We start from the raw sequence: 26603 nt of genomic DNA on the forward strand, positions 1-26603 counted from the left end.
CGCAATGGCCAAGGGAAGCAAGAGCGGCGCGGGCAAGAGCCTCGTGCGCGCCACACTCGCCATCCACGAACCGCCCGTCGGCTCCGGGACCACGCCGGGCGGTCTGATCAAGACGTTCAACTTCGACTTCAACCCGACGCAGTTGCAGTTGACCCGTACGTCCCAGTGGAAGTCCACGCCGGCCGCGGCCGTGCGCGACGGCACGGTCCCCGAGTTCATGGGGCCCGAACCGCGTCGGATGACGGTCGAGGTCTTCCTGGACTCGTCCGCCGAGCCGAGCAGCGACGCGGTGCTGAAGAACGTGGAGTCCCTGCTGAAATGCTGCGAGGTGACGGCCAAGAGCATCGCCGCGATGCAGCCCTCGCCGCCCTGGGTGGTGTTCCAGTGGGGCTCGTTCTCCACGGCCCGCTTCACCTCGTACGTCAATTCCGTGGACGTCACCTACTCGCTGTTCGGCACGACCGGTGTGCCGATCCGGGCCACCTGCCAGGTGTCGCTGCACGAGATCCCCGGCACGACCGAGAACCAGAACCCGACCTCGGGCGCACTCACCGCGCAGCGCGTGCACCGGGTCGTCGCCGGCGACTCCCTGCACTCGCTGGCCTGGCGCGAGTACGGCAACGCGTCCGCCTGGCGCGCGATCGCCGAGAGCAACGGGATCGACGACCCCTCGCGCCTGCCCACCGGCACCGAACTCGTCCTCCCGGCCGCCGAGGAGGTGCGTCTCTGATGGCGGAGCCGTCCTACTCCAACATCATCCGCGTCACGATCGACAGCAACGAGATCCCGGCCAAATACATCAAGCTGCTCGTCGGCGGCTGGGTCGATCTCGGGGCCGGAGTGCCGGGCGAGTTCCGGCTCACCTTCCGTGATCCGAAGCGGAACGTGCTCGGGAAACTGAACGTCAGGTTCGGCTCCAAGGTAGTCATCGCTCCCGTCGCCGACGGCAAGGGCGCGGGGTCCCCGCTGCTCACCGGCGAGGTCACCGGCATGGAGATCGACTACGACGGCACGGGTACGTTCGCCGTCATCCGCGGGTACGACCCGGGCCACCGTCTCATGCGGGTGCGCAGGGTGGCCGCGTACCGCAACCAGACCGCCTCCGACATCGCGCGCAAGCTGGCCGCGACGAACGGCATCGCCATCGGGAACATCAAGACCACCAAGACGGTCTACGAGTTCATCAGCCAGTCCAACGTGACGGACTGGGACTTCCTCGCTCGGCTCGCCGACGAGAACGAGGTGGTCATGTCGCTGAACGCCAAGGGGCAGTTCGACTTCGCCGAACCGGACCCGGCGTCCAAGGCACCCCCGGTGGGCTCCCCCGAGGATCCGAACCCCCGTGTGCTGCGGGGCCGTGGCGACCTACTGCGCTGCCGGGCCGCCGTCACCGCAGCCGACCAGGTCGACAAGGTGGAGGCACGCGGCTGGGACATCCCGGCCAAGAAGAAGATCGTCGAACGCACGACGGCGGGCGCCAACCCCGCCTTCGACATCGGGGTCACTCCGCAGCAGGCGGCCACGGCCTTCAAGGCCGCCAGACTGGTCGAGACCGACACCCCGTACGACCGCCGGCCCGAGGTCTCGTTCGCCGCCGCCTCCCTCGCGGACGACGTCACCTCCTCGTTCGCCGAGCTGGAGGTCACGGTGCGCGGCAATCCCGTGCTGCGCCCCGGCGTGGCCATCACGCTCAGCGACGTGGGGGTCCCCTTCGAGGGCAAGTACACGATCACCTCCGTACGGCACACCTTCGGTGCGGGCAGTCACTACGAGACGCTGGTGATCGTGAGCGGCCGGCAGTGGCGCTCGCTGTTCGGCCTGACGTCCGGCGGCGGTACGGCGGCGCCCCGGCTGCCGGGCGTGGCCAACGCGCTGGTCACCGACGTGCAGGATCCGCTCAAGCAGGGCCGGGTGAGGCTGCAGTTCCCGTGGCTGGACGACGCGTACGTCAGCGACTGGACGCGGACCGTGCAGCTCGGCGGGAAGGCGGGCGGCGGGATCTTCCCGCTGGACGTCGGCGACGAGGTGCTGGTCGCCTTCGACCGGGGCGCGCTCGATCACCCCTTCGTCATCGGCGGCCTCTACAACGGCGTCGACCGGCCGACCGTCGTGAAGGACATGTGGCTGCACGACCCGGTCAAGAAGAAGGCCGTCCTGCACACCGTGTCCGACCGGGACGGCAACCGGATGGACCTGCTCAGCCAGCACACCGGCGAACGTAAGCAGGGCGTCCGGCTGGCCAGCGGCAACGACCGGCTGATCATCAACCTGGACCGCACCAAGACCGAGATCACCGTGGACAGCCAGGGCGCCGTCAGCATCACGGGCGGTACCTCGGTGTCCGTCGACGCGGGCACGGATCTGACGCTCTCGGCGGGCAAGTCCCTCACCATCAAGAGCGGCGGAGCCATGAACATCGAGGCCCGCTCCGCCCTCAACGTCGGGTCCACGGCCGGCATCCTGGCCCTCAGGGCGCTCGGCCCCGCGGGCGGTGTGCAGCTCAGGGCGACCGGACCGGCCGGCGTCAATGTGCAGGCCCCGTTCATCCGCATGCTGGGCCTGGTCACCGCCAACGGGAAGCCGGTGATCTGATGGCCGAGCAGTTCGTCGGTTCCGGCTGGGCGTTCCCGCTGCGCATCGGCCCGACCGGAGGCATCGCCCTGGTCAGCGGGGACCGCGAGGTCGAGGAGGCCATCCGGCTGGTCCTGGCCACCGCGCCCGGTGAGCGGCCGATGCGCCCCGAGTTCGGCTGCGCCATCCACGACCTGGTGTTCGCCCCGGTCAACGAGGCCACCGCCGGCCGCATCCAGCACGAGGTGTATACGAGCCTCGACCGCTGGGAGCCGCGCATCGAGGTGAGCGACGTCGAGGTGACCGCCGGCGCCGAGACGGAGCAGGGCGTGCTCTTCATCGACGTCCGCTACTCGATCCGCGGCACCAACAACCCGCGCAGCCTGGTCTTCCCGTTCTACGTCATCCCCTCCGACGAGGAGCCCGACGCCCTGGGCGCGGGCAACTCCCCTGAAAGCGACCGCTGATGGCCCTGCCCTCCCCGAACCTCGACGACCGCCGCTTCCAGCAGTTCGTCGACGACGCCAAGCGCTACATCCAGCAGCGCGCCCCGGAGTGGACCGACCACAACGTCTCCGACCCGGGCGTCACCCTGGTGGAAACGGTCGCCCACATGGCCGACCAGATCGTCTACCGGCTCAACCGGGTGCCGGAGAAGAACCACCTGGCGTTCCTGGATCTGGTCGGCATCACCCTCTTCCCGCCCTCCGCGGCCCGTACCGAGGTCACGTTCTGGCTGTCCGCGCCGCAGGAGGAGCCCGTGTCGCTGCCGGTGGGCACCGAGGTCGCCACCACGCGCACCGAGAGCGAGGAGGCCGCCGTCTTCGCCACCGAGCGCGAACTCACCGTTGTTCCTTGCGAGTTGCGGCACCTTGTGGTCCAGCACAGCGGGGAGTCCGGCACCGACCGGACCGCCGACCTCGCCGAGGGCAAGGACGTGATGTGTTTCTCCGAGGCCCCGCGGCCCGGGGACTGCATGCTGCTCGGGCTCACCGCCGCCGTGCCGCACTGCGCGGTCGCGGTGGAGTTGGACAGCCGGGTCGACGGCGTCGGCGTGGACCCGCGGCAGCCGCCGCTGGCCTGGGAGGCGTGGACCGAGGACGGCTGGACCGCCTGCGAGGTCGACCGGGACGGCACCGGCGGCCTGAACCGGCCGGGCGCGCTGGTCCTGCACGTCCCCGGCGCGCACACCCTGTCCCGCACCGGCGGGCAGGAGGCCGGCTGGCTGCGCTGCCGGGTCACCCAGCCACTGTCCGACCAGCCCTTCTACACCGCCTCGCCGACGGTCCGCGCCGCGGAGGCGTTCACGCTCGGCGGCACCACCACGGCCGTGCACGCCGAGACGGTGCACGACGAGGCGCTCGGCGAGTCCACCGGCCTGCCCGGGCAACGGCTGCGGCTGGCCCACGCCCCCGTGGTGGGCGACACGCCTCCGGTGCTGCTGCAGACCGCCGAGCACGACGGCTGGACCGACTGGGAGGTCGTCCCGTCGTTCGCCGCCTCCGCCCCGGACGACCGGCACATCACCCTGGACGCAGCCACCGGCGAGATCGCCTTCGGTCCCGCGGTACGGGAACCCGACGGCACCCTGCGTCAGTACGGGGCGGTGGCACCCAAGGGCTCCGTCGTCCGCGCCCTGCGCTACCGCACCGGCGGGGGCCGGGCCGGAAACGTCGCGCGCGGCGCCGTCCAGGTGCTGCGCACGTCCGTCCCATACGTCTCCGAGGTCGTCAACCGGGAGGCCGCGCGCGGCGGGGTCGACGGCGAGACGGTGGAGGAGGCGAAGGTCAGGGCGCCCATCACGCTGCGCGCCCAGGAGCGGGCGGTGACCCTGCGGGACTACGAGGAACTCGCCCGCCGTGCCGCCCCGGAGACGGCCCGGATCACATGCCTGGAGGGCGACATGGGCGAGCACGGGGCGTACGCGGTACGGGTGTTGGTGGTCCCCCAGGCCGTGCAGGATCCCGGCGGCCGGCTGCGTTTCGAGCAACTCGTCCCCGGCGACGCGCTGTTGCGGCGGATCACCCGCTACTTGGACGAACGCCGCCTGATCGGCACCCGGTTGGCGGTGGGCCCGCCCTTCTACCAGGGCGTCACGGTGGTCGCCACGCTCCACGCGTTCCGCGGCACCGACACGGACCGGGTCCGCCGGCAGGCGCACGACGCGCTCTACCGCCACCTCGCCCCGCTGACCGGCGGCGCCGACGGCCGGGGCTGGCCCTTCGGCCGCCCGGTGCAGTCCGGTGAGGTCTTCGCCGTCCTCCAACGCGTCCCCGGCGTCGAACTGGTCGACGAGGTCCAGCTCCACCCGGCCGACCCCCTGACCGGCAAACGCGGCGACCCCACCGACCGCATCGACCTCGAACCCCCGTCCCTGGTCTTCTCCTTCGATCACCGGGTCCGCGTGATCGGAGACAGGCCGTGAGGGGCTCGATCGACGGGCTGGGATCCTCGGCTCCCCTCGGGGTGATGCTTCCCGCCGTGTTCGCCGACGACGAGCTCGCACAGCGGTTCGTCAGCGGGCTCGACGAGGTGCTCGCGCCGATCCTGACCGTTCTCGACTGTCTGGACTCCTACTTCACGCCGTCGCTGGCCCCGGTGGACTTCACCCGGTGGCTGGCCGGCTGGGTCGGCGCGGAGACCGACGGCACCGAGCCGGACGACCGGTTGCGCGCCGCCGTCGCCGCCGCCGCGTATCTGCACCGGATACGGGGCACCGGTCGCGGCCTGTCCGAGGCGGTACGCCTGGTGTTCGGCGTGGCGCCGGAGATCACGGAGAGCGGCGGTGCCGCCTGGCACAACCGGCCCCTCGGTCCGGTGCCCGGCGACCGCCGGCCGCATCTGCGCGTCACGCTGCGGCTGCCCCACCCGACCTCCGCGGACGAACACCGCCTCGACAGCCTCGTGGCGGCCGCACGCCCCGCTCACATGCCCTACACGGTCCAGGTGACCGCCGACGGAAGGACCCCCGAGAGATGACCAGCCAGACCTCCGGCGCGGGACGGGAGACGGCCCGCAGGTGCGCGGAGTGCGGCACCCGGGCAGAGCCCGGCCAGTCCTTCTGCGAGTCCTGCGGTTCGGTACTCGGCTGGTCCGGCGGCCCGGACCGGTCCGATGCGGCTCGCAGGGAACCCGTACGCGCCGATGGCGCCGCACCGGCGCACGGCTCTGTGCCCGGGAGCACCGTCGGCGCTCCCGGCACGGCGGCGGACGGCCCGTCCCGTGAGGGCGCCGGGGCCGACGGCGGCGCTCCCGGCGAGCGGGACGGCGGCGACCGGCCCGGATGGGATGCCTTCGCCCGGCCGGAGACGGGCACCGGTACGGCTCGTACGGGGCACGACCCGGCCCTCGCGGGCACGGCCCGGCCGGGCAGCGGCCGACAGGGCGGCGACGAGGCCCGGTGGCGGGGCGGCGGGGCCGAGAGGTCCGGGGCCGCCGACCGGCCGGAGCGGGACACCGCTCCCCGGACGGGAAGCGGCCTCCATGGCGCGCCCGGGCAGGCGGGGCAGACAGGTGACACCCGGCCGGACGCCGGGTCGTCCGGTCCCCGGGGAGCGGACACCGCACGCGGTTCCGGTACGGCCGCCGGGAACGGGCAGCCGGACACCGCGTCCGCCTCCGGGCCCGATGGGACATGGCGGTCGCCCACCGAGCCCGCGGGCTCCCCGACCGCGCCGCCTCTCCTGCCCCGATCCGGCAACTCCGCCACCGCGTCGACCGGTTCGGGGCCGGTCTCGTCCCACCAGCAGGGCACGGCGACGGCCTCCACCGGCCCGGCCGCCGGTGCTTCCTCCCCCGGCCGGGCGGACGGCGCCCATCCGCACACCCATCCGGACACCGACTGGGACGACGACGCCGACACCGAGCCGGTCCCGTCCGCCGCCGAACGGGCCAGGTCGCTCCTCATACCCGTGAGCGACCCCGAACCCCGCGCGCCCGCGAACCCCGCTGTCGCTCCTGTCCTGCCGGGCCGTCCGGTCGCGAACCGCCCCCAAGTCCGTGCCCCGGGCCCCGAGTCCGGTCCGGACGGCGGCCTCCCCTGCCCCTGGTGTGCCACTCCGAACCACCCCGACCGGCACTACTGCGGCCGCTGCGCCATGCCGATGGCGGGCGGCGACCGGCGCCCCTCGGGCCGGCAGCCCTGGTGGCGCCGGCTACCGGGCTTCCGGACCGAGGAGACCCCGTGGGCCGGCGACCGCCCCCGTCTGCGCCGCGGCTTCGGACACGTCATGAACTGGGTCGTCGGCGCCCTCGTACTCGCCCTGACCGTCACGCTCGTCCTCAACATCGGTGCCGGGATCGACGCGATCCGCGACCACTTCGCCAAGCGTGCCCCGGTGGTCCCGACCAGCGTCAAGGCGTCGCGCTCGTACGCCGGCCACGGTGCCGGGCTCGCCTTCGACAAGCTCAGCAACACCTGGTGGGGGCCGGGTGTCCCGCAGTCCGGAGAGGGCGAGTGGCTCGAGGCCCGCTTCGACCGGCCGACCCGTCTGCTGGACCTGATCGTCACCTCCGGCGTCTCGACCAAGGTGGACATGCTCCATGAGTCGGCCCTCCCCCGCAGCATCGACGCGCAGATCACCACGGCCGACGGAAAGACGAGCACCCGGACCATCACGCTCGACCAGAGCGCGGGCAGCCAGCGGCGCAAGTTCCGGGTCGAGGAGGTCGTCGCCGTGCGCTTCGTCCTGCGCTCGGCCTACGCCGCCGACGCCAAGAAGCAGGTGTCGATCGCGGAGATCGAGTTCTTCGGCCGCTCGAACAGCAACACGTCGTAACGGAGAGGGTCCCAACCGGCGAACACGCCACTGGACACGGCTCGACTCGGTTGGCCACGCTCGGTCGTCGCACCGGCCGGTTCACATGTGTGCGGCGCGGCGGGGACACGACGTAGCCCGTCACGCCCGCTCCCTCGCCGGCGCCGCGTCCTGGGCGCCGCGGGGGTACAGGGTGTCGTCCCCGCGGCCGAGGCACGCCGCGTCACCGCTGACAGGCGGTGAGATCCACAGAACTACGACCTGACTGGAAAACCTGACAGCGTCAGGAAAATCTCCCTCTGCTCAAAAACCCGGTGCCTCACTAGCGTCGTTCGCGGCGACGAAGAGCGCGGCGCCGCACCCCCTCTGACGGGGTGAAGCCGCGCTGCGGCGCATCGAGCCGGCCCCCGCCCGGCCGACGCCCCCTCGCCTGTGGCAGAGAGCATTGAAGGAGATCTCCCGTGTTCCAACGTATGGCCGAATCGGCGATTCGCCGATCCCGGCCGATGCCAGTCCTCGCCGACGGAGTACGAACGTGACCTGGACCATATTGGGTTCCTCGGGCACGGTCAGTGCCCGGGAACGCGCGATGCGCACGCTCTACGACGAAGACGCGAGTCCTCTGTACACCTACGTGCTGCGGCTGCTGGGAGGAGACCGGCACAGGGCCGAGGACGTGGTGCAGGAGACACTGCTGCGCTGCTGGCGCACTCAGGACGTGGGCGGCAGCGAGCCGCTGCGCCCGTGGCTGTTCCGGGTTGCCCGCAACATTGTCATCGACGAGTACCGACTGCGCATGACCCGCCCCCGAGAGGTCGGCGGCACCGCCTGGCTGGACGAGTTGTGGGCGAAGCCCGACGGAGTCGACCGGATGTTGTCGTCGATGATCCTCAAGGACGCGATCCGGAGGCTGCCGCCCAAGCACCGGGAGGTGCTGTACGAGATCTACTACGCCGGCCGGTCGACGCGCGAGGCGGCCCTCGTGCTCGGCGTCCCGCCGGGCACCGTCAAGTCGCGCCTGCACCACGCGGTGCGGGCGCTGCGCAGGGCCGTGAGCGTCCGGGAGACCGTCGCTGAGGAGGCCGGGGGGAAGCCCGACTGGGGGTACCCGTCCGTGGCGTGACACACGCTGCCGCCGTCGAGTTCTCCGCACCTCGCCCCACACCAAGCGTGTGATGGCCATCGTGGGCCGACAAGTTAGAGTCTTCGCCATGTTGACGTTCTCACCTCGATCTGGCCTTTTCCTCGGCAGACTTGACGAGAAACGCCACATTGACGAGTTGACCGGCGGGGCCGTCTCGGGCCGGGGCGGCGCGCTGGCGCTCAGAGGCGAGGCGGGCATCGGCAAGAGTGCGTTGCTGACCCATGCGGCGCACACGGCGTCAGCGTTCCGGATCATTCGCGCTTCGGGCTCGGAATTCGAGCGACATCTGCCGTACTCCGGATTGCATCAGCTGTGCGTGCCGCTGCTGCAGCACCTGGACGCTCTGCCGCACCGGCATCACGACGCCTTGCGGGCAGCCTTCGGTCTGGCCGAGGGAACGCCCGACCCGTTCCACGTCGGCCTCGCGGCCTTGGGATTGCTGACAACCGCGGCGCAGGAACGACCACTGCTGTGCCTGATCGATGACGCGCAATGGCTGGACAGAGCATCGTTGCAGGCCATGCTCTTTCTGGGCCGCCGGATCACGACCGACCCGATCGCCATGCTGTTCGCAGCTCGGTCGGGGGACGGCGCGGAGGAGCTCGACGAGCTACCGGGGCTTGTCATTCGCGGTCTGAACGACGACGACGCCAGGGTTCTGCTGACGAGGCGCAGCCCGTTCCCACTGGACGACCAGGTGCGCGACCGGCTGATCGCGGAGGCCCAAGGCAGTCCGCTCGCGCTGCTCGAACTGCCACGGGCCGGCGGCTTCGCGCCGCCCGATGCGTCCTCCGTACCGACCCGGATCGAGCATGGTTTCCGCACCAGGCTGACCGGCCTGACCGCGGAAGCCCGGCTTCTGCTCACCGTCGCGGCCGCCGACCCGACCGGAGACCCTGACCTGCTCTGGACGGCCGCACGCCACCTCGGCCTCGACCTGGCCCCGTCAAGCGCGGAGGCTGCCACGACCGGGCTGGTCGAATTCGGCCACCAGATCCGTTTCTGCCATCCACTCGCGCGATCAGCCGTGTACCGAGCCGCCCCGGCCCGTGAGCGCCGCCTGGCTCATGGCGCGCTGGCCGAAGCCACCGACCCGACGGGGGCGCCGGACCGGCGGGCCTGGCATCGCGCTCAAGCCAGCGCCGGCCCCGACGACGACATCGCCGCCGCATTGGAGCGGTGCGCGTCACGGGCGCGGGCACGTGGGGGCGTGGCCGCGGCGGCAGCGTTCCTCGAACGCTCGGTGGCACTGTCACTGGACCCCGAGCGCCGGATCGAGCGGACTCTGGCGGCAGCGGAGGCCCACTTCGACGCCGGGACGACGGACGTGACGGAAAGGCTGCTCGCGACTCTGGAGACCGCCGCTCTGGATGACCACCGGCACGCCCGAGTCGATCTGTTGCGGGGCCGGACGGCGTTCACCCGGCAACGCGACGACGTCGGCCCGATGCTCATGACGCGCGCCGCGCTACGGCTGTCCGCTCTGCATCCGCAGCAGGCACGCGATTCTTTCCTGGACGCCCTTGAGATGAGCCTGACCGTCGGCCGTGGCGGCGGCGTCATCCGCAAGGTGGTGGCCGCGGCCCGATCCGCGGCACCGGCATCCCGTTCCCCGGATCTGCTGGACGCGCTCATCGAGCTGGTCACCAACGGATACTCGGCTGCCGCTCCGCTCCTGCACCGGACTCTGCACGGCGAGCACGAGCCCTTGTGGTTGCGGCGGCCGGCCCTCGCATCCATGATCGCCATCGAGCTGTGGGATCCGAAGACCCATAGCGACATCGCCGATTGGCTGGTGAAGGACGGCCGTGCATCGGGTTCTCCGCTGCTGCTCAGGCTCGGCCTGGCGCAGAAGGCCATCGACGCCGTCATGCTCGGCGACCTCGGGCAGGCGATCGCCGCCACTGCCGAGGAGGCCGCGATCGCCGATGCCGCCGGCGTTCCTCCCCTCGCCCACCACCGGCTGCACCTGGCCGCACAGCGTGGCCACCGCGAGGAGTTCCGCAAGCTTGCCCAGGAGGCCGAGAACGCTCCGCACGGCGCGGGGCAGGTGACGAACCTCCACGCGACGACGGCCTTGCTCAACAACGGACTCGCCGATTACCCGGCCGCGTTGGCCGCGGCGCGCAGGGCCACCGAGCACGACGACGTCTTCCTCACCGGATCAGCCCTGCCGGAGCTCGTCGAGGCAGCTGTCCACTGCGACGACCGCGCTGCCGCGACGGAGGCGCTGACGTCGCTGACCGAACGCACCGAGGCCGGCGGAACCACCGCCGGCCTAGGGATCGCCGCCTATGCGCGAGGGCTCGTGACCGGCGTCGAGCACCACTTCCAGGAGTCCATCGAGCTCCTCTCCACGGACCGCCTGGCTCCCTACCTGGGCCGCGCACACCTGCTGTACGGAGAGTGGCTGCGCCGTGCAGGACGCCGCCGCGACTGCCGCGAGCACCTGCGCATCGCGCATGAGCTACTGTCCGGTGCCGGAAGCGAGGGCTTCGCCCAACGAGCCGCCAACGAACTGCGCGCCACCGGCGAAAGGGTCCGTACCCGTTCCGAGCAGCCCTACGAGAAGCTCACCATGCAGGAAGTCGCCATCGCCCGCCTCGTCGCCTCCGGTGCCACCTCCAACGAGGTGGCCGGCCAGCTCTTCATCAGCAAGCGCACCGTCGACGCCCACCTGCGCAACGTCTTCCGCAAACTCGGCCTCACCTCACGACGCCAGCTCAAGGACCATCCCGACCTACTCATCCACGACCGATTCACGTAGATATCCGCCTGGCGGGTACGGCAGTATCCCGACCGGATCCCCCAACCTCGTCACGCCCTCCTGCCGACGCCTTTCGGAATACGGTGATCGAGTGTCAGGTCGCGGGTTCGACTGCCACGTTCAGGTAGTCGAGACCTCGCAGCCCGTTGTTGATCAACGGTCGGTGTTCGAGGATTTCGAAGCGGGCGACCCGGTCGGCGAGCCTTTCCAGCAACGCGCTCATTTCCAGCCTGGCGAGGTGCATCCCGACGCACACGTGCTCGCCCCGCCCGAAGGCAAGGTGGTCCGAAGGGCGGCGGGCGATGTCGAAGCGCGTCGGGTTCGGATAATGGCGCCCGTCGCGGTTGGCGGAGGCATAGAGCAGCGCGACCCGTGACCCGGCAGCCAGCGGAACTCCGCCGATCTCGTGGTCTTCGGTGAGCACCCGGCTGAACTGCGGCACCGGGGATTCCAGGCGCAACGACTCATTGATCGCGTGCGGAATCAACGAGCGGTCCTCACGCAGCAGATCCCACTGGTCCGGGTTCTGAGCGAACAACGCGACCGCGTTGGCGAGCGCCAGGATCGTCGTGTCCAGGCTGGGCGTGACGTAGTCGAGCATCATCACCGGGCACTTGTCCCCGGGGATCTCGCCACGCTCGGCGGCCTCGTAGAGCTGCGCCGCCCAGCCGTCGGGGTCGATTTTTCCCGGCACGGCGTCATACATGGCGAATGCAATGAACTCCTCGACGGCCGGCCCCGCCGCGGCTGCCCGTTCGTCGGCGGGTCCCTGGGTGTTCCAGATGGCCGCGGCCCACTCCAGCATTTTCTCCCGTCCGTGATCGGGAAGCCCGACCAGGTCCGACACCACGGTCATGGGCAGGTACTCCGCCAGTTCGGTGACGACCTCGAACCGACCCCGGCCGACAACCCGCGCGACGACCTCGTCGGCTTCGGCCTCGATCCGCGGAGTCACCTCGCGCATCCGGTCCGGCCGCAGCGGCCGCCCCAGCACCGAGCGCATCGCCGTGTGCTCGGGCGGATCGCTGCACAGCGTGATCCCCTCCAGTCGGGCGTTCACGTCCGGATCCACGAACACTCCACGCGCTGACGAGAACGTCTGCCAATCCATCAGTGCCGCGCGTACCTCGTCGTAGCGGGGCAACGCGTAGAGGTCGTAACGGGACAGGTGCACCACAGGCCCGAGAGCCCGAAGTTCGGCATAGATCTCGTACGGGTCGGTGCGCGCCGATTCGGTGTAGAGATCGACGTCGCTGACAGGTATGTGGGACAACGGTCCTCCAGGGGACGGGCGTAGCGAACACGGCGACGAGCAACTGGCCACCTCGGGGCGGAGGCCGACGCGTTGAAGGCCAAACCGTGTACGTCCGGAGCGAGAACTCTCCCGCGACGGGGGCACCCTTCGCGTCGGCAAGAACTACGTAACGTAGACGTACGGCCGGAACGATCAGCCGCGCCGGCCTACGGAACGAGGCGAGCGACGCGGTGGTGTGCCGAGGTTCCTGCCTGTCACGGCCGCCCGCAGTGGTCTAGGTAATTTGCGCCGACGCGAAGATGCCCTGCGGCGCGGGACGGTTTCCCCATGAAACGACGCACAGCGCTGAAGGCCCTCGGACTCGGCATCGGGGGCGCGGTTGTCCTCACTGGCGGTGGTTACGGTGTCTACTATGCCGCCGCGAAGCAGGACACGGTCGGCAAGATCGCCTTCGACAAGGCCCTGCCGATCCCGCCGCTGGCAGAGTCGGAGATCAGCACGCCGGGCGCCCGGGTGTTCACGCTCGGCATCCAATCGGGCAGGACCCGGTTCAAGGCCGGGCCGGCCACCCGCACCTGGGGTGTGAACGGTCCGTACCTCGGTCCGACGATCCGCGCGCGGCGCGGCGAGCAGGTCGAGTTCGTCGTGCGCAACGGCCTGGATCAGGACACCTCGCTCCACTGGCACGGGATGCACCTGCCCGCGGCCATGGACGGAGGACCGCACCAGGTCGTCCCGGCCGGAGACACCTGGCGACCGCGGTGGGTGATCGACCAGCCCGCATCGACGCTCTGGTACCACCCGCACGTCCACGGCTCGACCGCCGACCACATGTACCGGGGCCTCAGCGGGCTGTTCATCGTTGACGACGAGAACTCCGAGGCGTCGAAGCTGCCGTCCGAATACGGCATCGACGACATCCCGATGATCGTCCAGGACCGTGCGTTCGACGGGGACAACCAGTTCGAGAAGCGGGTGCCGCTGGGCGGCACGCTGGGCGTGATCGGCGACGAGGTGCTCGTCAACGGCACGCTCGGTCCGTACGTCGACGTCACGACCGGACTCGTACGGCTGCGGTTGCTCAACGGCTCCAACGCGCGTCTGTACAACTTCGGGTTCTCCGACGACCGGCCCTTCTCGCTGGTCGCCACCGACGGCGGCCTGCTCGCCGAACCGTGGAGCACCGAGCGCCTGTACCTCTCGCCGGGTGAACGCGCCGAGATCGTGGTGGCCTTCAAGCCGGGGGAACGGGTCGAACTGCGTTCCTACCCCTCCGAGTACGGCGGCACGCTGGGACGGGTCGATGGCTTCGACGACCGCCTCGACATCTGCCAGTTCCGGGCCGCGGCCACCCTGTCCGACGGCGCCGAAATCCCTGCCGCGCCCGGTGTCGCACCGGACCTCGCCGGTGAAAAGGTCGCGCAGGAACGCTCCTTCGTGCTCGCGTCGGACCAGATCAACGGGCGGTCGATGGCGATGGACCGCATCGACTTCGGTGTCCGGGAGGGCACCGTCGAGGTGTGGGACGTGGTCAACGACAACGGATTCCTGCACAACTTCCACGTCCACGATGTGCAGTTCCAGGTGCTGACGGTTGACGGCGGGAAGCCGGAACCACACCTGCGCGGCTGGAAGGACACCGTCCTGCTGGCACAGGGGAAGCACTACCGGCTGGCGATGCGCTTCCGCGGCCACACCGACCCGAACACGCCGTACATGTACCACTGCCACCTGTTGCAGCACGAGGACAACGGCATGATGGGCCAGTTCGTGGTCCTGGGCGAAGGCGAGAAGGTCGGAGTCGTACCGCAGACACACCAGCACTCCTGATTGGCCGTGACCTCCCGCAACCGCATCGCGGCCGAACTCGCCAACGCTTCCTCCCGGGCATCCGGGGCGCGTCGGCGGCCCTGCCGACTTCGAGTTCCTTTGCGGTGCCTATCGGTTGGACCGCGGTCAGGTGCACCCGTACCTTGCGGCGATACCGGACCTGCTCGTGGTGTCTGCCGACCATGAGCAGCGCGGCGCATCCCCTTCTGGAAAGCTGGCCCCACTGACGCAGGGACCACTACCGGCGCCAGCGTGACCAGTTCAGCAGGTGCGCGCGAAGCGACTGGCCGACCCGGCGGTTCCCGGCGAGGCGAGGCGCCAGGAACCGGCGGAATCGACCCTCCTGCCCGTAGGCGGCGTCCGCAGCCACTCAGGCCAGAGGGAGATCAGAGGCCAGGGCCCGCAGCACGAGGCGCCTGGCCAGCTCTCCCTTGGTGGCGAAGCCGCGTTCGTCGGGGACCCTCGCTGCCCGCCAGCGCTCCCGGTCGTCCGTACCCGGGCTGGATCCGCCGCACGGCCCGACGACGACGCCGCTCTTTGGACATGTCCCTGTTCCCGTTACTCGCTCGGCTCCGCCGCGCAGGCGAGGTCCTGCGGCGGGCGTTGCCCAGTGGTCAGGAATGCCGTCACCGCGTCGTTCGCGCACGTGTTGGGGCCGAACGGATAGACGCCGTGGCCGCCCTGGTCGGCCGTCACCATCGTGGCCCGCTTCCCGAACGCGTTCCGCAGCTTCTGGGCGCCGGCCAGCGGTGTCCCCGGGTCGCGTTCGTTCTGCACCATGAGCACGTTCGACGGGCCCCGGTCACCGATGCGTACCGGCGGTTCGACCCTCGTGTCCGGCCAGAACGCGCATGGTCCGATGCTGGCCGTGGACCCGCCCAGCATCGGGTACTTCAGCCGGTCGACCGCGACGTTGCGCTGATACTTCTGGACCGTTCCCGGCCAGCGCGTATCACCGCATATCACTGAAAAGCGGGAGGCCAAGAGGTTCTCTATGTTCTCCGGCAACGGCAGTGCGGGCGGCAGAGGCCGGTCATTCTCGAGCGCTTGCCAGGTGGCGGCCAGCAGGGGCATGGTCGCATCGCTGTAAAGGTACTCGAACGTGAGCCCGCGGAACCACGTCCCGTCGATGCCCTGGACCGGCTTCGCCTCCAACCGCTTCGCGAGGTCGAAGAACTTCGCGGTCACCTGCTCCGGCGTGGTGCCCAGACCGTACTCGGGACGCGCGGCCGCGAACGCCGCGAAGTCCGGGAACCGGTCCTCCATTCCACGGGCGAACAACCGCATGGCCGTAACGTCGTAACCGCCCGGGCCCAGGTTGCTGTCGAGCACGACCCGGTCGCCGCGCTTGGGGTACATCGTCGCGTACACCGCACCGAGGTAGGTGCCGTACGAATGACCGAGGTACGAGAGCTTCGGCTCGCCCAGCGCCACCCGGATCCGGTCCAGGTCGCGCGCGGTGTTCGCGGTGGTGGTGTACGGCAACATCCACGCCGTCCGCGAGGTGGCGCACTGCTCGGCGACGGTCCGCGCGTACCTCACCTCCCGCGTGACATCGGCCGCGGTGTGCGCGTACGGCGGGAAGTTGCCGCGTGCCTGCTGTTCCGGCATCAGATCGCAGGTCACCGGCGCGCTGCGGCCGACACCGCGCGGGTCGAAGCCGATCACGTCGTAGGAGTCCAGCACCTTCTGGGGGAGCCCTGAGCCGGCGAGAAGGGCCGGGTAGTCGAGTCCCGTACCGCCGGGGCCGCCTGGATTGGTCAGCAGCACGCCGCGGCGCTGCGCGGGGTTCTCGCTCGCCAGTCGCGAGATCGCGATCTCGATCTGCCGGCCGTCGGGATCCCGGTAGTCCAGGGGGACTTCGAGCGTCGAGCACTCGAGGCGGGGCGAGGCGATGTCCTCCGGGCACGGTCCCCACCGCACGGTGTCCGGCGTCGCCGCCACCGACACCCCCGGAAGCGCGGTTACCGCCAGCGCGGTGGCGGCCAGGGCGAGGGAGAGTGTTCTGCGCATCTGATGTCCTCCTGAAGGGGCGCATGGGGACGCCGGAACGAGGGCTCGGAACGCCCGCTGTCAGGTCCTGCCGGCCCGTGGATGCCGGCCGGACAGGACGTGGCCGCGTGCCGGATTGCGTCAGGCCGTTTCTCGGCAGCGGATTTCTCCGGCATCACCGGCCCGCCCGGCGTCCGATTCCCGGTGAGTGTGTGCCCAGCCACCGAGCACCGTCGCGACGAGCGCGATGGATCCGAGAAGGGTCACCCGGCCGGCAAGGCCGCCCGGGACCCAGTCGAAGATGCCCCACAGCAGCTCGGAGTCCTGGTTGAGCAGACCGCGGATCACCGCTTGGGCGGCCAGGGCCGTGATCGCCATCCCCACCGCCTCAAGGGCTCCGAAGCCACCCTCGCGCATGGTGCTTCTCCGTCTCGTGTCCGGTTGTCTCGGCACGTGAACGAGTCTGTCCGTGCGGCGCGGCCTCCACATCAGCCCGACGGCTCGAAAGGCCTTCGACCACAGGCGAGACGGTCATTCGACTTTGGTCCAGGGCGTCTCATCCCTCGGTCCGACTCACCGGACATACGGTGTCGCGATAATGACCAGGTGGACACGGACGTAGCACCATGGCTCGGGTGGTGGCCGCAGGCCTGGCGGCTGGCAGCGGCCGCGGCAGTGGGCATACCTGTCTGGCTCGCCACCGGTGTGCTGCTGAAGTGGCAGGCGGCCGGAACGGGCTCCTGGTTCCTGATCGGTGATCCGCTGGTGGCGGTCGGCTGCTTGACGGCGCTCGTGTGGCGGCGGCGGTTCCCGCTCGCCGTCGCCATGACGGTCGCGATCGCGTCGACCGCGTCGACACTCGCCACCGGCGCCGCGCTCATGGCGCTGGGTTCGGTCGCCACCCGTCGCCGTCTTGTGGAGATCGGTGCCGTCGGGATGGCCTACGTGACCGCGTCACAGTTCGCCGTCGGGCTCTACCCGGTCCAGGGCCCGAGCCCGCCCGGCCCGCTGTGGGCACTGCTCACGTTCCCGGCACTGACCGCGGGCATCGCGGCGGCCGTGGGCATGGCCATCGGCGCGCGGCGTGCCGAAGTGCGGTCCCTGCGGGACCGGGCGGAGAGCGCGGAACGGGAACAGACCGCGCGAGCGGCGCAGGCACGGGCCCTGGAACGCAACCGGATCGCGCGCGAGATGCACGACGTGCTCGCGCACCGGATCTCCCTGGTCGCCATGCAGGCCGGGGTGCTGGACCACCGCGGCGACCTCACAGTCGAGGAGAACCGCGTGCTGGTCCGCTCCATCGCCGACAGCTCCCATCAAGCCCTGGAGGAACTACGGGATGTCCTCGGTGTGCTCCGGGCCGACCCGACCCGCCCGGAACCACCACAGCCCTCCCTCGACCGCATCCCCGAACTGGCAGCCGACGCCCGCGCATCCGGACTGGACGTCACACTGACCACCAGCCTGACGGCAGATCCGCCCGACGTCGTAGGGCGAACCTGCTACCGGATCGTCCAAGAAGGACTGACCAACGCCGCCAAACACGCCCCGGGCGCACACATACACATCACCCTCGAAGGAACAGAAGGCGACACACTAGAGGTCAGTGTCCGCAACTCCCCAGCCATCACAAGAAACGTGCGACCGCCGGCGTCGGGATTCGGCCTGCTCGGCCTCGGCGAACGAATCACCCTCGCCGGCGGAACACTCGACCATCACCCCACACCCGACAACGGATACGTCCTCACCGCACGACTACCCTGGCCGAACCCCACCCACGAAAAGAGAACATGAGTGGACAACGAGCGGGAGCCGGTGCGCGTCGTCATCGTCGACGACGAACAGCTGGTGCGCGTGGCGCTGCGGCTTGTCATCGACGGCGAACCGGACCTGACCGTCGTCGCGGAGGCCGCCGACGGGGACGCCGCAATCACCGTGGTGGATGAGCAGCGGCCGGACGTCGTGCTGATGGACGTGCGGATGCCCGGCCGTGACGGTCTCAGCGCGACCCGGGAAATCCTCACCCGCCGGGCGCCACCCCGGGTGCTCATGCTGACCACGTTCGACTCCGATGCTCTGGTGCTCGGCGCGCTGGACGCAGGAGCACTCGGGTTCGTCCTCAAAGACACCCCACCGCCGCGGATTCTCGATGCGGTGCGGACCGTCGCGGAGGGCAACCCCGTACTGTCTCCAGCGGCCACGGCACGGGTGATCGCCGCAGCCACCGGTCCACGGTCCTCCTACGCTCGCGACTCGTCCCGCGAAGCCGCACGGAAGCAGCTGGCCGCGCTGACCGAACGAGAACTCGAAACGGCCCGGGCCATCGCGGACGGGCTGGGCAACCCGGAGATCGCCCGGAGGCTGCACATCAGCATCGCGACCGTCAAGGCACACACGGGCAACCTGTTCGCCAAGCTGGCGGTCGAGAACCGGGTACAGATCGCGCTCCTGGTCCGCGACGCGGAGGAATGACGGACCCCGCGACGAGGCGAACCTCAAACGGACTCAGGCCCCTTCAGCGGCAGGTCGAGCTGCTGGGCACCATGGGCGTCCTCGGACAGGCGGCGCAACTCATCCCGCTCGGACTCGCTCAGGCCCCCGGCTGCCTCCGCGTCCGCCCGGGCCCGGGCGCGGTGGGCCCAGTTCTGCAGCGTGCTCGGCTGCACACCCAAATCCCGCGCGACCTCCGCGGCCGCCTTACCGATCTCCGTGACGATCCGCACTGCCCCGCCGAGGCCGTCGCGGCCAACCGGGCGGACGGACGCCGTCCGCCCACTACGGCCGAGCTCATCCGGAAATGCCTCGTCAGCGCAAGACGATGCCCGTGTCCGAGGCACGAAGCGCCTCAGCCAGGAGGACCGCACCAGGGCCCGCCAGCCAGCGGTCGAAGCGCAGTAGGAAGGGGAACTCCGCGCGCAACGCGTCGAGGTTCGCGTTTCCCGCCAGCCTGCCGTCGTCTACGAGTGCTTCCAACTTGCCGAGGACCTCGTCCTGTGCCGACAGCGTCGCCGGCAGGCGGCTGTAGCTGATCGTCCGACCAGCGGCCTGGGTCAGATGCTCGGCCAGGTCATTGCCGGTGAGCGCGTCACCGGCAATCTCCATGGTGCGGCCGACGTAGCGATCGGGTGAGCCGAAGACCGCGGCGACGATGCGGCCGATATCGCGTACCGCGATGAACTGCATGGCCTGGTCCGGGCGCATCAAGAAGGACAGGTGTCCCCGGTCGAGGCCCGTTCCGGGGGTCACGAGGAGCTCCATGAACGTGGCCGGCCGAATGATGGTGCCGGCGATGTCCAGGTCCCTGACATGGGCCTCGATACGGCTCTTGGTGTCGAGATGGGCAACGCCCGTTGTCGAACCAGCGGTGACCGCCGAACTGTAGACGAGGTGGGCGACGCCGCAGTGCTCGGCGGTCTCGGCCACGGCCGCGCCGAAGCGGACCTCGTCCTCGTTGGTCACGTCGGCGCCGGCCTGGCCGGAGTTCGGCTGGACACTGAAGACGCCATGGGCGCCGGAGAAGGCCGCGCGGAGCGACTCCGAATCACCGAGGTCACCACGCACGGTTTCCACGCCGACGGCGGACAGGGCCCGGGCCCGGTCACCGGACGGGTCCCGCACGACCGCGCGCACCCCCCAGCCGTCGGCCCGCAGCGCCGCGGCGACCGCTCCTCCCTGCTGGCCCGTAGCGCCCAGGACGACCACGGTTTTGTTGATGTTGGTCACGCCGACCACGCTGCGCCATCGGCGATCACGACCGTGTTCCTGATGAACATTGCTGATCCTTCCTGAGGTCGTGCGAAGTCAGTCGGAGACGTGCTGGTCATAGGCGTACTCCGGAACTCGGACGGGATGGTTCGTACCGGTGTCCGTTACGCTAAAACCTGACGCCGACGTCAGGTGCAAGCGGGACATGGAGTCGAGTCAGGAGGTCGGGATGCGGATCGGCGAGGTCACCGCGAAGGCAGGCGTAAGCGTCAGGGCGCTGCGCTACTACGAGCAGCAGGACTTGCTCCAATCCTCCCGAAATCCGGGTGGCCAGCGCTGGTATCCGGACGATGCCGTCGAACGGGTCAGGCTGATCCGACAGTTCTACTCCATGGGCTTGACCAGCAGAACCATTCGCGAGGTGCTGCCGTTCGCTGACTCCGGTGGGGCGTCACCGGAACTGCTGGAGCTGCTCGCGGCCGAACGCGACCGCCTCGACCGACAGATGACGGACCTGCGGAACGTGCGCAGGCGGCTGCACGACTGCATCACCGAGGCGCGCAATCATGACGGAACAGGAAGTTCATCCTGAAGCAGGGGGCTGCGGCCCGAGTGGGCAGTTGACACGTCGGCGGCGATGCCTTGGCCCCGTTGGGAGTTGGCCCCGCCCATAGGGCAGGACCATGCGCTGCATACCGGCTGTCGCCCGCTGATCACCTGTCGGTGGTCCCGCCCCCGGCCGCAGAGGTTGTCGCTCCTGGGCAGCAGGGACCCTTCAGGCCGTCAGTTCGACTGGTCGCCTACGGGTCCGCAGGAACATGCTGGTTCGATCTTGCATGCCTCAGGGTCGAGAAACGCGGTGATGTCGTCCGGTGTGCGGAATCGGGCCGTGGAGGCGGTGACGGTGAAATCGTGGGCTTCGAGGAGCGGGCGGACGCCTTTCACTGCGCGGCTGATGGTCATGGCGGTGGTGTTGAAGAGTCGGCCGAGGAGCTCCTGGCGGGAGTGTCTCCGCAGGTAGAGGATGGTGACCAGGATCTGGTCGGCGGGTGTGAGGGTCGGTTTGCGGCCTGAGCCGCGGGCGACGCGGCGTGGTCCGCCGCGGGCTGCATGGCGGACCCGCTCGCGGTGCTCATCCAGCCGGGGAATCAGGGTGTGGGTCAGGTCGCTGAGCTGTTCACGGGTCATGCCGGTCAGCTCGGGGTGTCGCAGGTCGTGGGGGGTGAGGGAGTCGGAGTCGCCAGCTACGGTGCTCATGGCCTCAAGCCTCTTGGTTCCGGGTGGGGTGTCGGGTCGGTGTGAGGATCCGTCACCGGGAGAAACATGGCAGGTCAGGGGGCGGACCGTCTCCGCAGTGCAGCGTCGAGTGCGTCCAGGGTCCATGCCCAGGATTCCTGTGCGGCGATGTCCGTGTGATCGAAGGCGCCGGCTGCCTCCAGGGTGGCGTAGCCGTTGAAGACACTGCCCAGCATGCGGACCGCGTGTGTCTGGTCCGGTTCGGCCAGGTCGTAGCCGCGCAGGATCGCCCGCGTCATCTGCGCGTGCCTGGGGCCGGCGCTGGCTGCGGCGGTCTGCGGGTCCAGTCGGTATCGGGCTGCTTCGTACCGGCCGGGGTGCGCGCGGGCGTAGTCCCGGTAGGCGTTCGCGAAGGCTGTCAGAGCGTCCTTGCCCGCGCGGCCTGCCACGGCGTCTGCGACCCTGTCGGCCATTTCCTTCAGCGCGAACAGCGCGATCCGGGTCTTGAGCTCGTGGGAGTTCTTCAGGTGCGAGTACAGGCTCGCCGGCTTCACGTCGAAACGCCTGGCGAGCGCCGACAGGGTCACCTGGTCGAAACCAGCTTCATCGGCGAGCTCCGCACCCGCGAGCGTCAGCCGCTCCGGGCTCAGTCCTGCCCGAACCATAACCATCACTCACCCTCAAAGATCCTACGCCAAGTATGCATATACCTATAAGCCATCGGCAAATCGCAGAGTGACGTAGCGAGGGCGCGGGGAAATCTGCGGGACGGTGAGCGTGGCGGCGGCACAAGGCAGGCGGACGTACGGGCCCCGCAACCGCGACTCGCACAAACGGTCATGGGTGAGAGACCTCGAAGACCCTGTGCCGGCTGCCGTGGGCCGTGGTGTCGAGGAAGTGGTCCTATTCGGGCAGTCGGGCAAGGATCGCCTCCAGGCCGAAGGTGAAGCGGTCCTCGAAGGCATCCTGCCGCATGTGCGCGACGACCCGGTGCGGTGCTGGGTGCGTGCCGGCGTCCACGGCCCGGGCCCAGCCGGTCGTCGAACCGGTCGGGCGCGGCCTGTTCCTCCTGGACCAGCCCCCCGACCGCGTCGGCCATGAGCTCCAGCAGTGGCGTGCACCACCCATTCATCAGCGAGGGAATGCCGCTGCCCGGCGGGCAGTTCGGCCTACTGGATTCCCGGCTGGACTTCCGCCGCCTGCCCAGCCCCTTCCCCTATACGCTCGCCTTGCCGCAGGAGCGCGCCGAGGCCCTGCTGGAGCAGCAGGCTCTCGAACTGGGGGCGACCATCCTGCGCGGTCACGAGGTCACCGGCCTGAGCGAGGGGCCCGACCGGGTCCGCGTGTACCTCCGAACCCCCGACGGCCCTTCCCGGATCGAGGCGGCCTACCTGGTGGGCTGCGACGGCGCACACAGCACCGTGCGCAACAACAGCCGGCATCAGCTTCCCCGGCACTCCGTCCACCGTGCTCGGCTGGCTCGGCGACGTCGTCCTCGATGAGCCCCCGCCCCAGGCCACAGCTACTTCGGCCCGACCGGCACCCTGATGGCCGCCCCGCTGTCCGGCGGCCTCCACCGCCTCGTCGGCATCGTCCCCCGCGACATCACCACCACCTGGCCCGGCGACCTGGCCCTGGAGGAGCTGCGCGAGAACGCCATCACCATGGCCGGGACCGACTTCGGCATGCGCCATCCTGTCTGGCTCTCCCGCTTCGGCAACGCCACCCGTCTGGCCACCCAGTACCGGCACGGCCGCGTGTTCCTCGCCTGCGACGCCGCACACCAGCACTTCCCCGCCGGCGGAGTCGCAGCCGCGCCCAGGTCGCCCTCATGACCGCCTTCACCCCGGAAGGGCTCGCCCTGCGCGGCCTGCTCAGCCAACTGACCACCAATCTGCCCGAGTTCAACGACCGACTCGCCGCACAGGTCAGTTCCCTCGCCGTCGACGACACCGGCCTGTTCGCCTTACTGTGCGCCGACAGCTACTTGCTGCGCGACCTCACCAGCAGCCCGGACCGACCCCTCCGCCACCTCGCCCGGCCCGGCTGCGCGTGCACACCGGCACCACCACCTGCTCCCGGCCGACTGGGCAGGCATACGCGCCACCCTCATCCGCCCCGACGGTCACGTCGCCTGGGCGAGCGGCGACAGCCACGGCACCGCGCTCGTCAACGACCTCACCTCCGTCCTCGCCACCACCCACCGGAAGTGACCCGGCCCACAACCGACTTGCGAGTCCGCCGTACTGCCCGCCTGGCGAGGACACGCGCCCTGCGGTTGCTGGTCTTCCGCATCACCGCGACGAAGAGCGGCACGGAGCACACTACGAGCGGTGGCAACAGCAGCAGTGCGCCAAGCCCCATCATGACGCTCGGCCCCGGCGGCAGGACTGTGAGGGATGCGGACCATGGGCTGAAGCTTGAGCGGCCCTTGGAGGACGAGGAGAGCTTCGTACTTTCGGCCGACCTCCAGGCCTCACATTCCACCTTCTGACCGAACCGGGCCGGGCCGTCGTGCGTGAACGATAGGTCATGCACGACAAGCAAACCACCTACCTGCAGGAGTTGCCGTGATGCCCTCCCTGACCAGTCCCTTCGCCAAGTTGCTGCTGACAGCCTCAGCCCTGTCGTTGACCGCCGTCACTGGCTGCGGTGTGTTCGGAGGGAGCTGGGACGTCAAGCTCGAAGTGATAGGTGAGGGAAGCGGTAACATCAGCTACGCCTTCTCCGGCGACAATGACGGCAAGTCGGAGAACGGTGTGAAGCTGCCCTGGAGCAAGAGCCAGAACGTCGGGTATGGCTTCAACGACGTCGCCGTCACCGACGCGGCACCGGGCACAGTCTGCCGTATCTACGTCGACGGGAAGCTCAAGGACGAGCAGCGGAAGCCGGATGCCAAGGGCACGGTGGGATGCTTTGTCAATCTGCAATGAGTGCGTTCCTCGGGAGCGACACCGGACTTCATGGAACTGCTGCCAGTAGTGCACGGCAGCCGAGGGCAAGTCAGCGACGCGAACTCACGCCACAGAGGGCGAAGTTGATGCATCAACTGAAGCGAGCTAAGGTGACGTACGTCCTGACTGACAGAACTCCCGTCGAGTCGAGCGGAATCGACCCCAGGAGGAGGTCACATGGCGATCGAAGTGAGCGACATGGCCGAGCGAACCTGGATCCGGCCCGACAACGTCACAGCTGATCGGCCGGCCGAAGTCCGCTCCTCGCCATGAGATCCGTGTCACCGGCGTGCGGAGGAACCGCCGTTCCTCTCGCCATCACCTGGCTGGTATGGGGAACAACCTATCTGGCGATCGCGTTCGGGCTGCGCGGTACGGAACCCCTCACGCTCAGCTCGGTCCGGTTTCTGACAGCGGGTCTGCTGCTGTGGGGCTTGGCCGAACGCCGCCACGAGCCGCGGCTTACGGCACCTCGGCGACGGCGAGCCACGCTCGTCGGGGTGCTGCTCTTCTCCGTGGGCATGGGCGGCGTGGCGTTGGCCGAGGAGTATGTCGACTCGGGCACGACGGCCCTGTTCATCGCCACGGTTCCGCTGTGGAGCGTGTTGCTGAACACCGCAAGGGGACGGCGGACGCGCGGCGCGGAATGGGCGGGGGTCTGGCTCGGCCTGGCGGGCGTCGCCGTGCTGTCGGCCGGACTCGGACGCGGCGAGCTGACGGGCGCAGCGATCCTCCTGCCGGCCGCCATCTGCTGGGTACTGGGCTCCCATCTGGACGACCACTCTGCCGGAATGCGTGGACCAGCCGCGCAGATGCTCGCGGGCGGCGCGGTACTGGCGGTGGCGGCCGCCGTCCGGGGCGAGTTTGCCTCACCGCCGCGGCCGACCTGGGGTGCCGTCTTCGCCCTCGCCTACCTCGTGGTCTTCGGATCCCTTCTGGCGATGGCCGCCTACCGCCACCTCACCGCCCACACCAGCCCGGCTTTGGCCACGAGCTACGCCTTCATCACCCCGGTGATCGCCGTCCTGTCCGGCGTCCTCTTCCTGGACGAACCCCTCACTCCCCATGTCCTGGCCGGAACCGCCCTCATCGTCGTCGCCGTTTTCACCACCCTCCTCACCAGAAGCCGGCCTGCTGCCGGACCTACGACGACCGTGCCGGGTCATCCTGAAGCAGTACGTACGCGGCGGCGTCCAACAGCGTGAGCGGCGCAGCCGAGCTGAGGACGCCTCCTTCAGATTCCGTTCGCGGCTGAGTGCGCCGGCTGCCGTGCCTGGTTCCGGAACTGTGCGGGCGATGAGCCGACCACCCGGCGGAACGCGGTGCTGAACGCGCTCTCGGACAGATAGCCCGTGGCCCGTGCGAGCTCGGAGATCGACAGGGTGTCGCGGGCGAGGGCGTCGCGCGCCAGGCTCATGCGCCATTGGATCAGGTACTCCAACGGCGGGACCCCGACGTGGCTCTTGAATGCCTGGGCGAACGCGGAACGCGACATGTGGCTGATCTCGGCGAGCTCCTTGAGGCTCCAGGAGTGGGCCACGTCCGCGTGCACGGCACGCAGGGCGGCACCGATGCCGTCCTCGTTCAGGGCGCCGAGCCAGCCGGTGGGCCGGTCTGTCTGACCGGCGTGAGCACGCAGCATGTGCACGAGCAGGATCTGTGCGAGGTGGTTCTGCACCAGTGGGCCGCCGGCGGCGGCGATCCCGACCTCGGTGGCCAGGAGATCGATCAGCTGCGCGAGCCGCCCGCCATGGGGATCGCCCACGTGGACGGTTACCAGCGGCGGCAGAAGATCCGTCAGGAGGGCCGCGTTCTGGTCGTCGAACGCGATGTGCCCGACGCAGAGGTAGAGGTCCTCCTCGGACTCGGGGCCGATCCGCACGAACCCGTCCTCGGCACCCGCCCACACCTGCTCCGCAGGGCGCGGGCTCGCGTCGAGCGTGCTGGCCAGCACGTAGGGCGGCGGGTTGCCCAGCATGAAGGTGTCACCCTCTCGCAGGAGCACCGGCTCGTGCCCATCGAGGATCAACCAGCACGTGCCGCGCACGAGGCCACCGATCCGCACGTGCAAGAACGTGTCGAAGCGCAACGCCCACTCACCCGCGGCCCGGAGACTGGGCCCGATCACCGTGCGCGGCCGGAGCAGGCCGATCGCGTCAGCCACTGGATCCCGGAATCCGAGCACCGACGACACCTCCTGGACGATGCGTAAAGAAGTCTGGACTTTGCATCAGAGATAGTATCCCCGATCTCCCGCAGTATCGATGTCGGACGGATCGGCTACGAGAAAGTTTTGGAGACACCCACATGGGACAGCTGGAAGGCAAGACGGCGGTGGTCACCGGGGGCAGCGCCGGTATCGGTCTGGCGACCGCCGTTCGGCTGGCGGACG

Annotated in this window: 22 protein-coding genes and 4 pseudogenes; 18 read left to right on the forward strand and 8 right to left on the reverse strand. The window is 69.8% G+C overall.

Translation table 11 applies throughout. The features are described from left to right. Nucleotides 1-4: 4 nt before the first annotated feature. The 8 genes from CTZ28_RS41875 to CTZ28_RS41910 all read left to right on the forward strand — a co-directional run bounded on the left by CTZ28_RS41875 (nt 5) and on the right by CTZ28_RS41910 (nt 11239). A complete protein-coding gene (locus CTZ28_RS41875) occupies nt 5-730 on the forward strand; it encodes a CIS tube protein (RefSeq protein WP_121895009.1) in 726 nt (241 codons plus the stop codon). Next, on the forward strand, nt 730-2592 hold the full coding sequence (locus tag CTZ28_RS41880; protein WP_121895010.1) for a VgrG-related protein: 1863 nt from the start codon (nt 730-732) through the stop codon (nt 2590-2592). The genes CTZ28_RS41875 and CTZ28_RS41880 overlap by 1 nt, the downstream gene beginning before the upstream one ends. Next, on the forward strand, nt 2592-3038 hold the full coding sequence (locus CTZ28_RS41885; protein ID WP_121895011.1) for a GPW/gp25 family protein: 447 nt from the start codon (nt 2592-2594) through the stop codon (nt 3036-3038). Before CTZ28_RS41880 ends, CTZ28_RS41885 begins: the two co-directional genes overlap by 1 nt. Further along, complete coding sequence (locus CTZ28_RS41890; protein WP_121895012.1) at nt 3038-4996, forward strand: putative baseplate assembly protein; 1959 nt, start codon at nt 3038-3040, stop codon at nt 4994-4996. The genes CTZ28_RS41885 and CTZ28_RS41890 overlap by 1 nt, the downstream gene beginning before the upstream one ends. Next, a complete protein-coding gene (locus CTZ28_RS41895) occupies nt 4993-5550 on the forward strand; it encodes a phage tail protein (RefSeq protein WP_121895013.1) in 558 nt (185 codons plus the stop codon). Before CTZ28_RS41890 ends, CTZ28_RS41895 begins: the two co-directional genes overlap by 4 nt. Further along, complete coding sequence (locus tag CTZ28_RS47535; protein ID WP_183154856.1) at nt 5547-7349, forward strand: NADase-type glycan-binding domain-containing protein; 1803 nt, start codon at nt 5547-5549, stop codon at nt 7347-7349. Before CTZ28_RS41895 ends, CTZ28_RS47535 begins: the two co-directional genes overlap by 4 nt. A gap of 514 nt (nt 7350-7863) precedes the next feature. Beyond that, complete coding sequence (locus CTZ28_RS41905) at nt 7864-8451, forward strand: sigma-70 family RNA polymerase sigma factor (RefSeq protein WP_310887652.1); 588 nt, start codon at nt 7864-7866, stop codon at nt 8449-8451. Between the two features lie 88 nt (nt 8452-8539). Then, the gene (locus CTZ28_RS41910; protein ID WP_121895015.1) at nt 8540-11239 is read left to right on the forward strand and encodes an AAA family ATPase; all 2700 of its coding nucleotides are present in this window, start codon (nt 8540-8542) and stop codon (nt 11237-11239) included. 94 nt (nt 11240-11333) lie between these two features. On the opposite strand, the gene CTZ28_RS41915 is transcribed toward CTZ28_RS41910, so the two are convergent. Continuing rightward, nucleotides 11334-12512 (reverse strand): cytochrome P450, encoded by a 1179-nt coding sequence (locus CTZ28_RS41915; protein ID WP_121895016.1) that lies wholly within the window; start codon nt 12510-12512, stop codon nt 11334-11336. A gap of 309 nt (nt 12513-12821) precedes the next feature. Here CTZ28_RS41915 and CTZ28_RS41920 point away from each other — a divergent pair, with 309 nt between their 5' ends. Both CTZ28_RS41920 and CTZ28_RS49075 read left to right on the forward strand, forming a co-directional pair. Further along, nucleotides 12822-14324, forward strand: a complete 1503-nt coding sequence (locus tag CTZ28_RS41920) for a multicopper oxidase family protein (RefSeq protein WP_121895017.1) — start codon at nt 12822-12824, stop codon at nt 14322-14324. Between the two features lie 61 nt (nt 14325-14385). Next, a pseudogene (locus tag CTZ28_RS49075) lies at nt 14386-14580 on the forward strand (hypothetical protein); the annotation flags it as partial. Between the two features lie 302 nt (nt 14581-14882). Here the strand turns inward: CTZ28_RS49075 and CTZ28_RS41935 are convergent. After that, entirely contained in the window at nt 14883-16337 is a 1455-nt protein-coding gene (locus tag CTZ28_RS41935; protein WP_121895018.1) for an alpha/beta hydrolase, read from the reverse strand. A 120-nt stretch (nt 16338-16457) separates the two neighbouring features. Beyond that, nucleotides 16458-16733 carry a hypothetical protein gene (locus tag CTZ28_RS41940; protein WP_121895019.1) on the reverse strand — a complete coding sequence of 92 codons (276 nt, stop codon included), beginning with the start codon at nt 16731-16733 and terminating at the stop codon, nt 16458-16460. Between the two features lie 189 nt (nt 16734-16922). On the opposite strand from CTZ28_RS41940, the gene CTZ28_RS41945 reads away from it, so the two are divergent. Together CTZ28_RS41945 and CTZ28_RS41950 are read left to right on the forward strand one after the other, a co-directional pair. Further along, complete coding sequence (locus CTZ28_RS41945; protein ID WP_121895020.1) at nt 16923-18110, forward strand: sensor histidine kinase; 1188 nt, start codon at nt 16923-16925, stop codon at nt 18108-18110. Continuing rightward, nucleotides 18111-18788, forward strand: coding sequence for a response regulator transcription factor (locus tag CTZ28_RS41950; protein WP_121895021.1), 678 nt, complete (start codon nt 18111-18113; stop codon nt 18786-18788). It begins immediately after the preceding gene. 23 nt (nt 18789-18811) lie between these two features. Here the strand turns inward: CTZ28_RS41950 and CTZ28_RS49420 are convergent, their stop codons facing one another. Both CTZ28_RS49420 and CTZ28_RS41960 read right to left on the reverse strand, forming a co-directional pair. Beyond that, nucleotides 18812-19180 (reverse strand): transposase, encoded by a 369-nt coding sequence (locus CTZ28_RS49420; RefSeq protein WP_310887653.1) that lies wholly within the window; start codon nt 19178-19180, stop codon nt 18812-18814. Next, nucleotides 19122-20039: an NmrA/HSCARG family protein gene (locus tag CTZ28_RS41960; RefSeq protein ID WP_259472056.1), complete on the reverse strand. Its 918-nt coding sequence runs from the start codon at nt 20037-20039 to the stop codon at nt 19122-19124. Before CTZ28_RS41960 ends, CTZ28_RS49420 begins: the two co-directional genes overlap by 59 nt. A gap of 211 nt (nt 20040-20250) precedes the next feature. Here CTZ28_RS41960 and CTZ28_RS41965 point away from each other — a divergent pair, with 211 nt between their 5' ends. Then, the gene (locus CTZ28_RS41965; RefSeq protein ID WP_121895023.1) at nt 20251-20613 is read left to right on the forward strand and encodes a MerR family transcriptional regulator; all 363 of its coding nucleotides are present in this window, start codon (nt 20251-20253) and stop codon (nt 20611-20613) included. Nucleotides 20614-20804: 191 nt separating this feature from the next. Here the strand turns inward: CTZ28_RS41965 and CTZ28_RS41970 are convergent. Both CTZ28_RS41970 and CTZ28_RS41975 read right to left on the reverse strand, forming a co-directional pair. Then, nucleotides 20805-21257, reverse strand: a pseudogene (locus CTZ28_RS41970) (transposase family protein); the annotation flags it as partial. 95 nt (nt 21258-21352) lie between these two features. Then, a complete protein-coding gene (locus CTZ28_RS41975) occupies nt 21353-21922 on the reverse strand; it encodes a TetR/AcrR family transcriptional regulator (RefSeq protein WP_121895025.1) in 570 nt (189 codons plus the stop codon). 432 nt (nt 21923-22354) lie between these two features. On the opposite strand from CTZ28_RS41975, the pseudogene CTZ28_RS49080 reads away from it, so the two are divergent. The 4 genes and pseudogenes from CTZ28_RS49080 to CTZ28_RS42000 all read left to right on the forward strand — a co-directional run bounded on the left by CTZ28_RS49080 (nt 22355) and on the right by CTZ28_RS42000 (nt 25416). Then, nucleotides 22355-23092 (forward strand): annotated as a pseudogene (locus CTZ28_RS49080) (FAD-dependent monooxygenase). After that, nucleotides 23089-23751, forward strand: coding sequence for a hypothetical protein (locus tag CTZ28_RS50070; protein WP_147481275.1), 663 nt, complete (start codon nt 23089-23091; stop codon nt 23749-23751). The pseudogene CTZ28_RS49080 and the gene CTZ28_RS50070 overlap by 4 nt, the downstream one beginning before the upstream one ends. Before the next feature lie 79 nt (nt 23752-23830). Continuing rightward, a complete protein-coding gene (locus tag CTZ28_RS41995; protein ID WP_121895029.1) occupies nt 23831-24190 on the forward strand; it encodes an MmpS family transport accessory protein in 360 nt (119 codons plus the stop codon). Between the two features lie 290 nt (nt 24191-24480). Next, the gene (locus CTZ28_RS42000; RefSeq protein ID WP_121895030.1) at nt 24481-25416 is read left to right on the forward strand and encodes an EamA family transporter; all 936 of its coding nucleotides are present in this window, start codon (nt 24481-24483) and stop codon (nt 25414-25416) included. Between the two features lie 29 nt (nt 25417-25445). On the opposite strand, the gene CTZ28_RS42005 is transcribed toward CTZ28_RS42000, so the two are convergent. After that, nucleotides 25446-26405 (reverse strand): AraC family transcriptional regulator, encoded by a 960-nt coding sequence (locus CTZ28_RS42005; protein ID WP_259472057.1) that lies wholly within the window; start codon nt 26403-26405, stop codon nt 25446-25448. A gap of 113 nt (nt 26406-26518) precedes the next feature. Here CTZ28_RS42005 and CTZ28_RS49085 point away from each other — a divergent pair. Continuing rightward, nucleotides 26519-26603: pseudogene (locus CTZ28_RS49085) on the forward strand (short-chain dehydrogenase); the annotation flags it as partial.

It is taken from the genome of Streptomyces shenzhenensis (assembly GCF_003688995.1).
In the GTDB taxonomy this organism is placed as follows: domain Bacteria; phylum Actinomycetota; class Actinomycetes; order Streptomycetales; family Streptomycetaceae; genus Streptomyces; species Streptomyces shenzhenensis_A.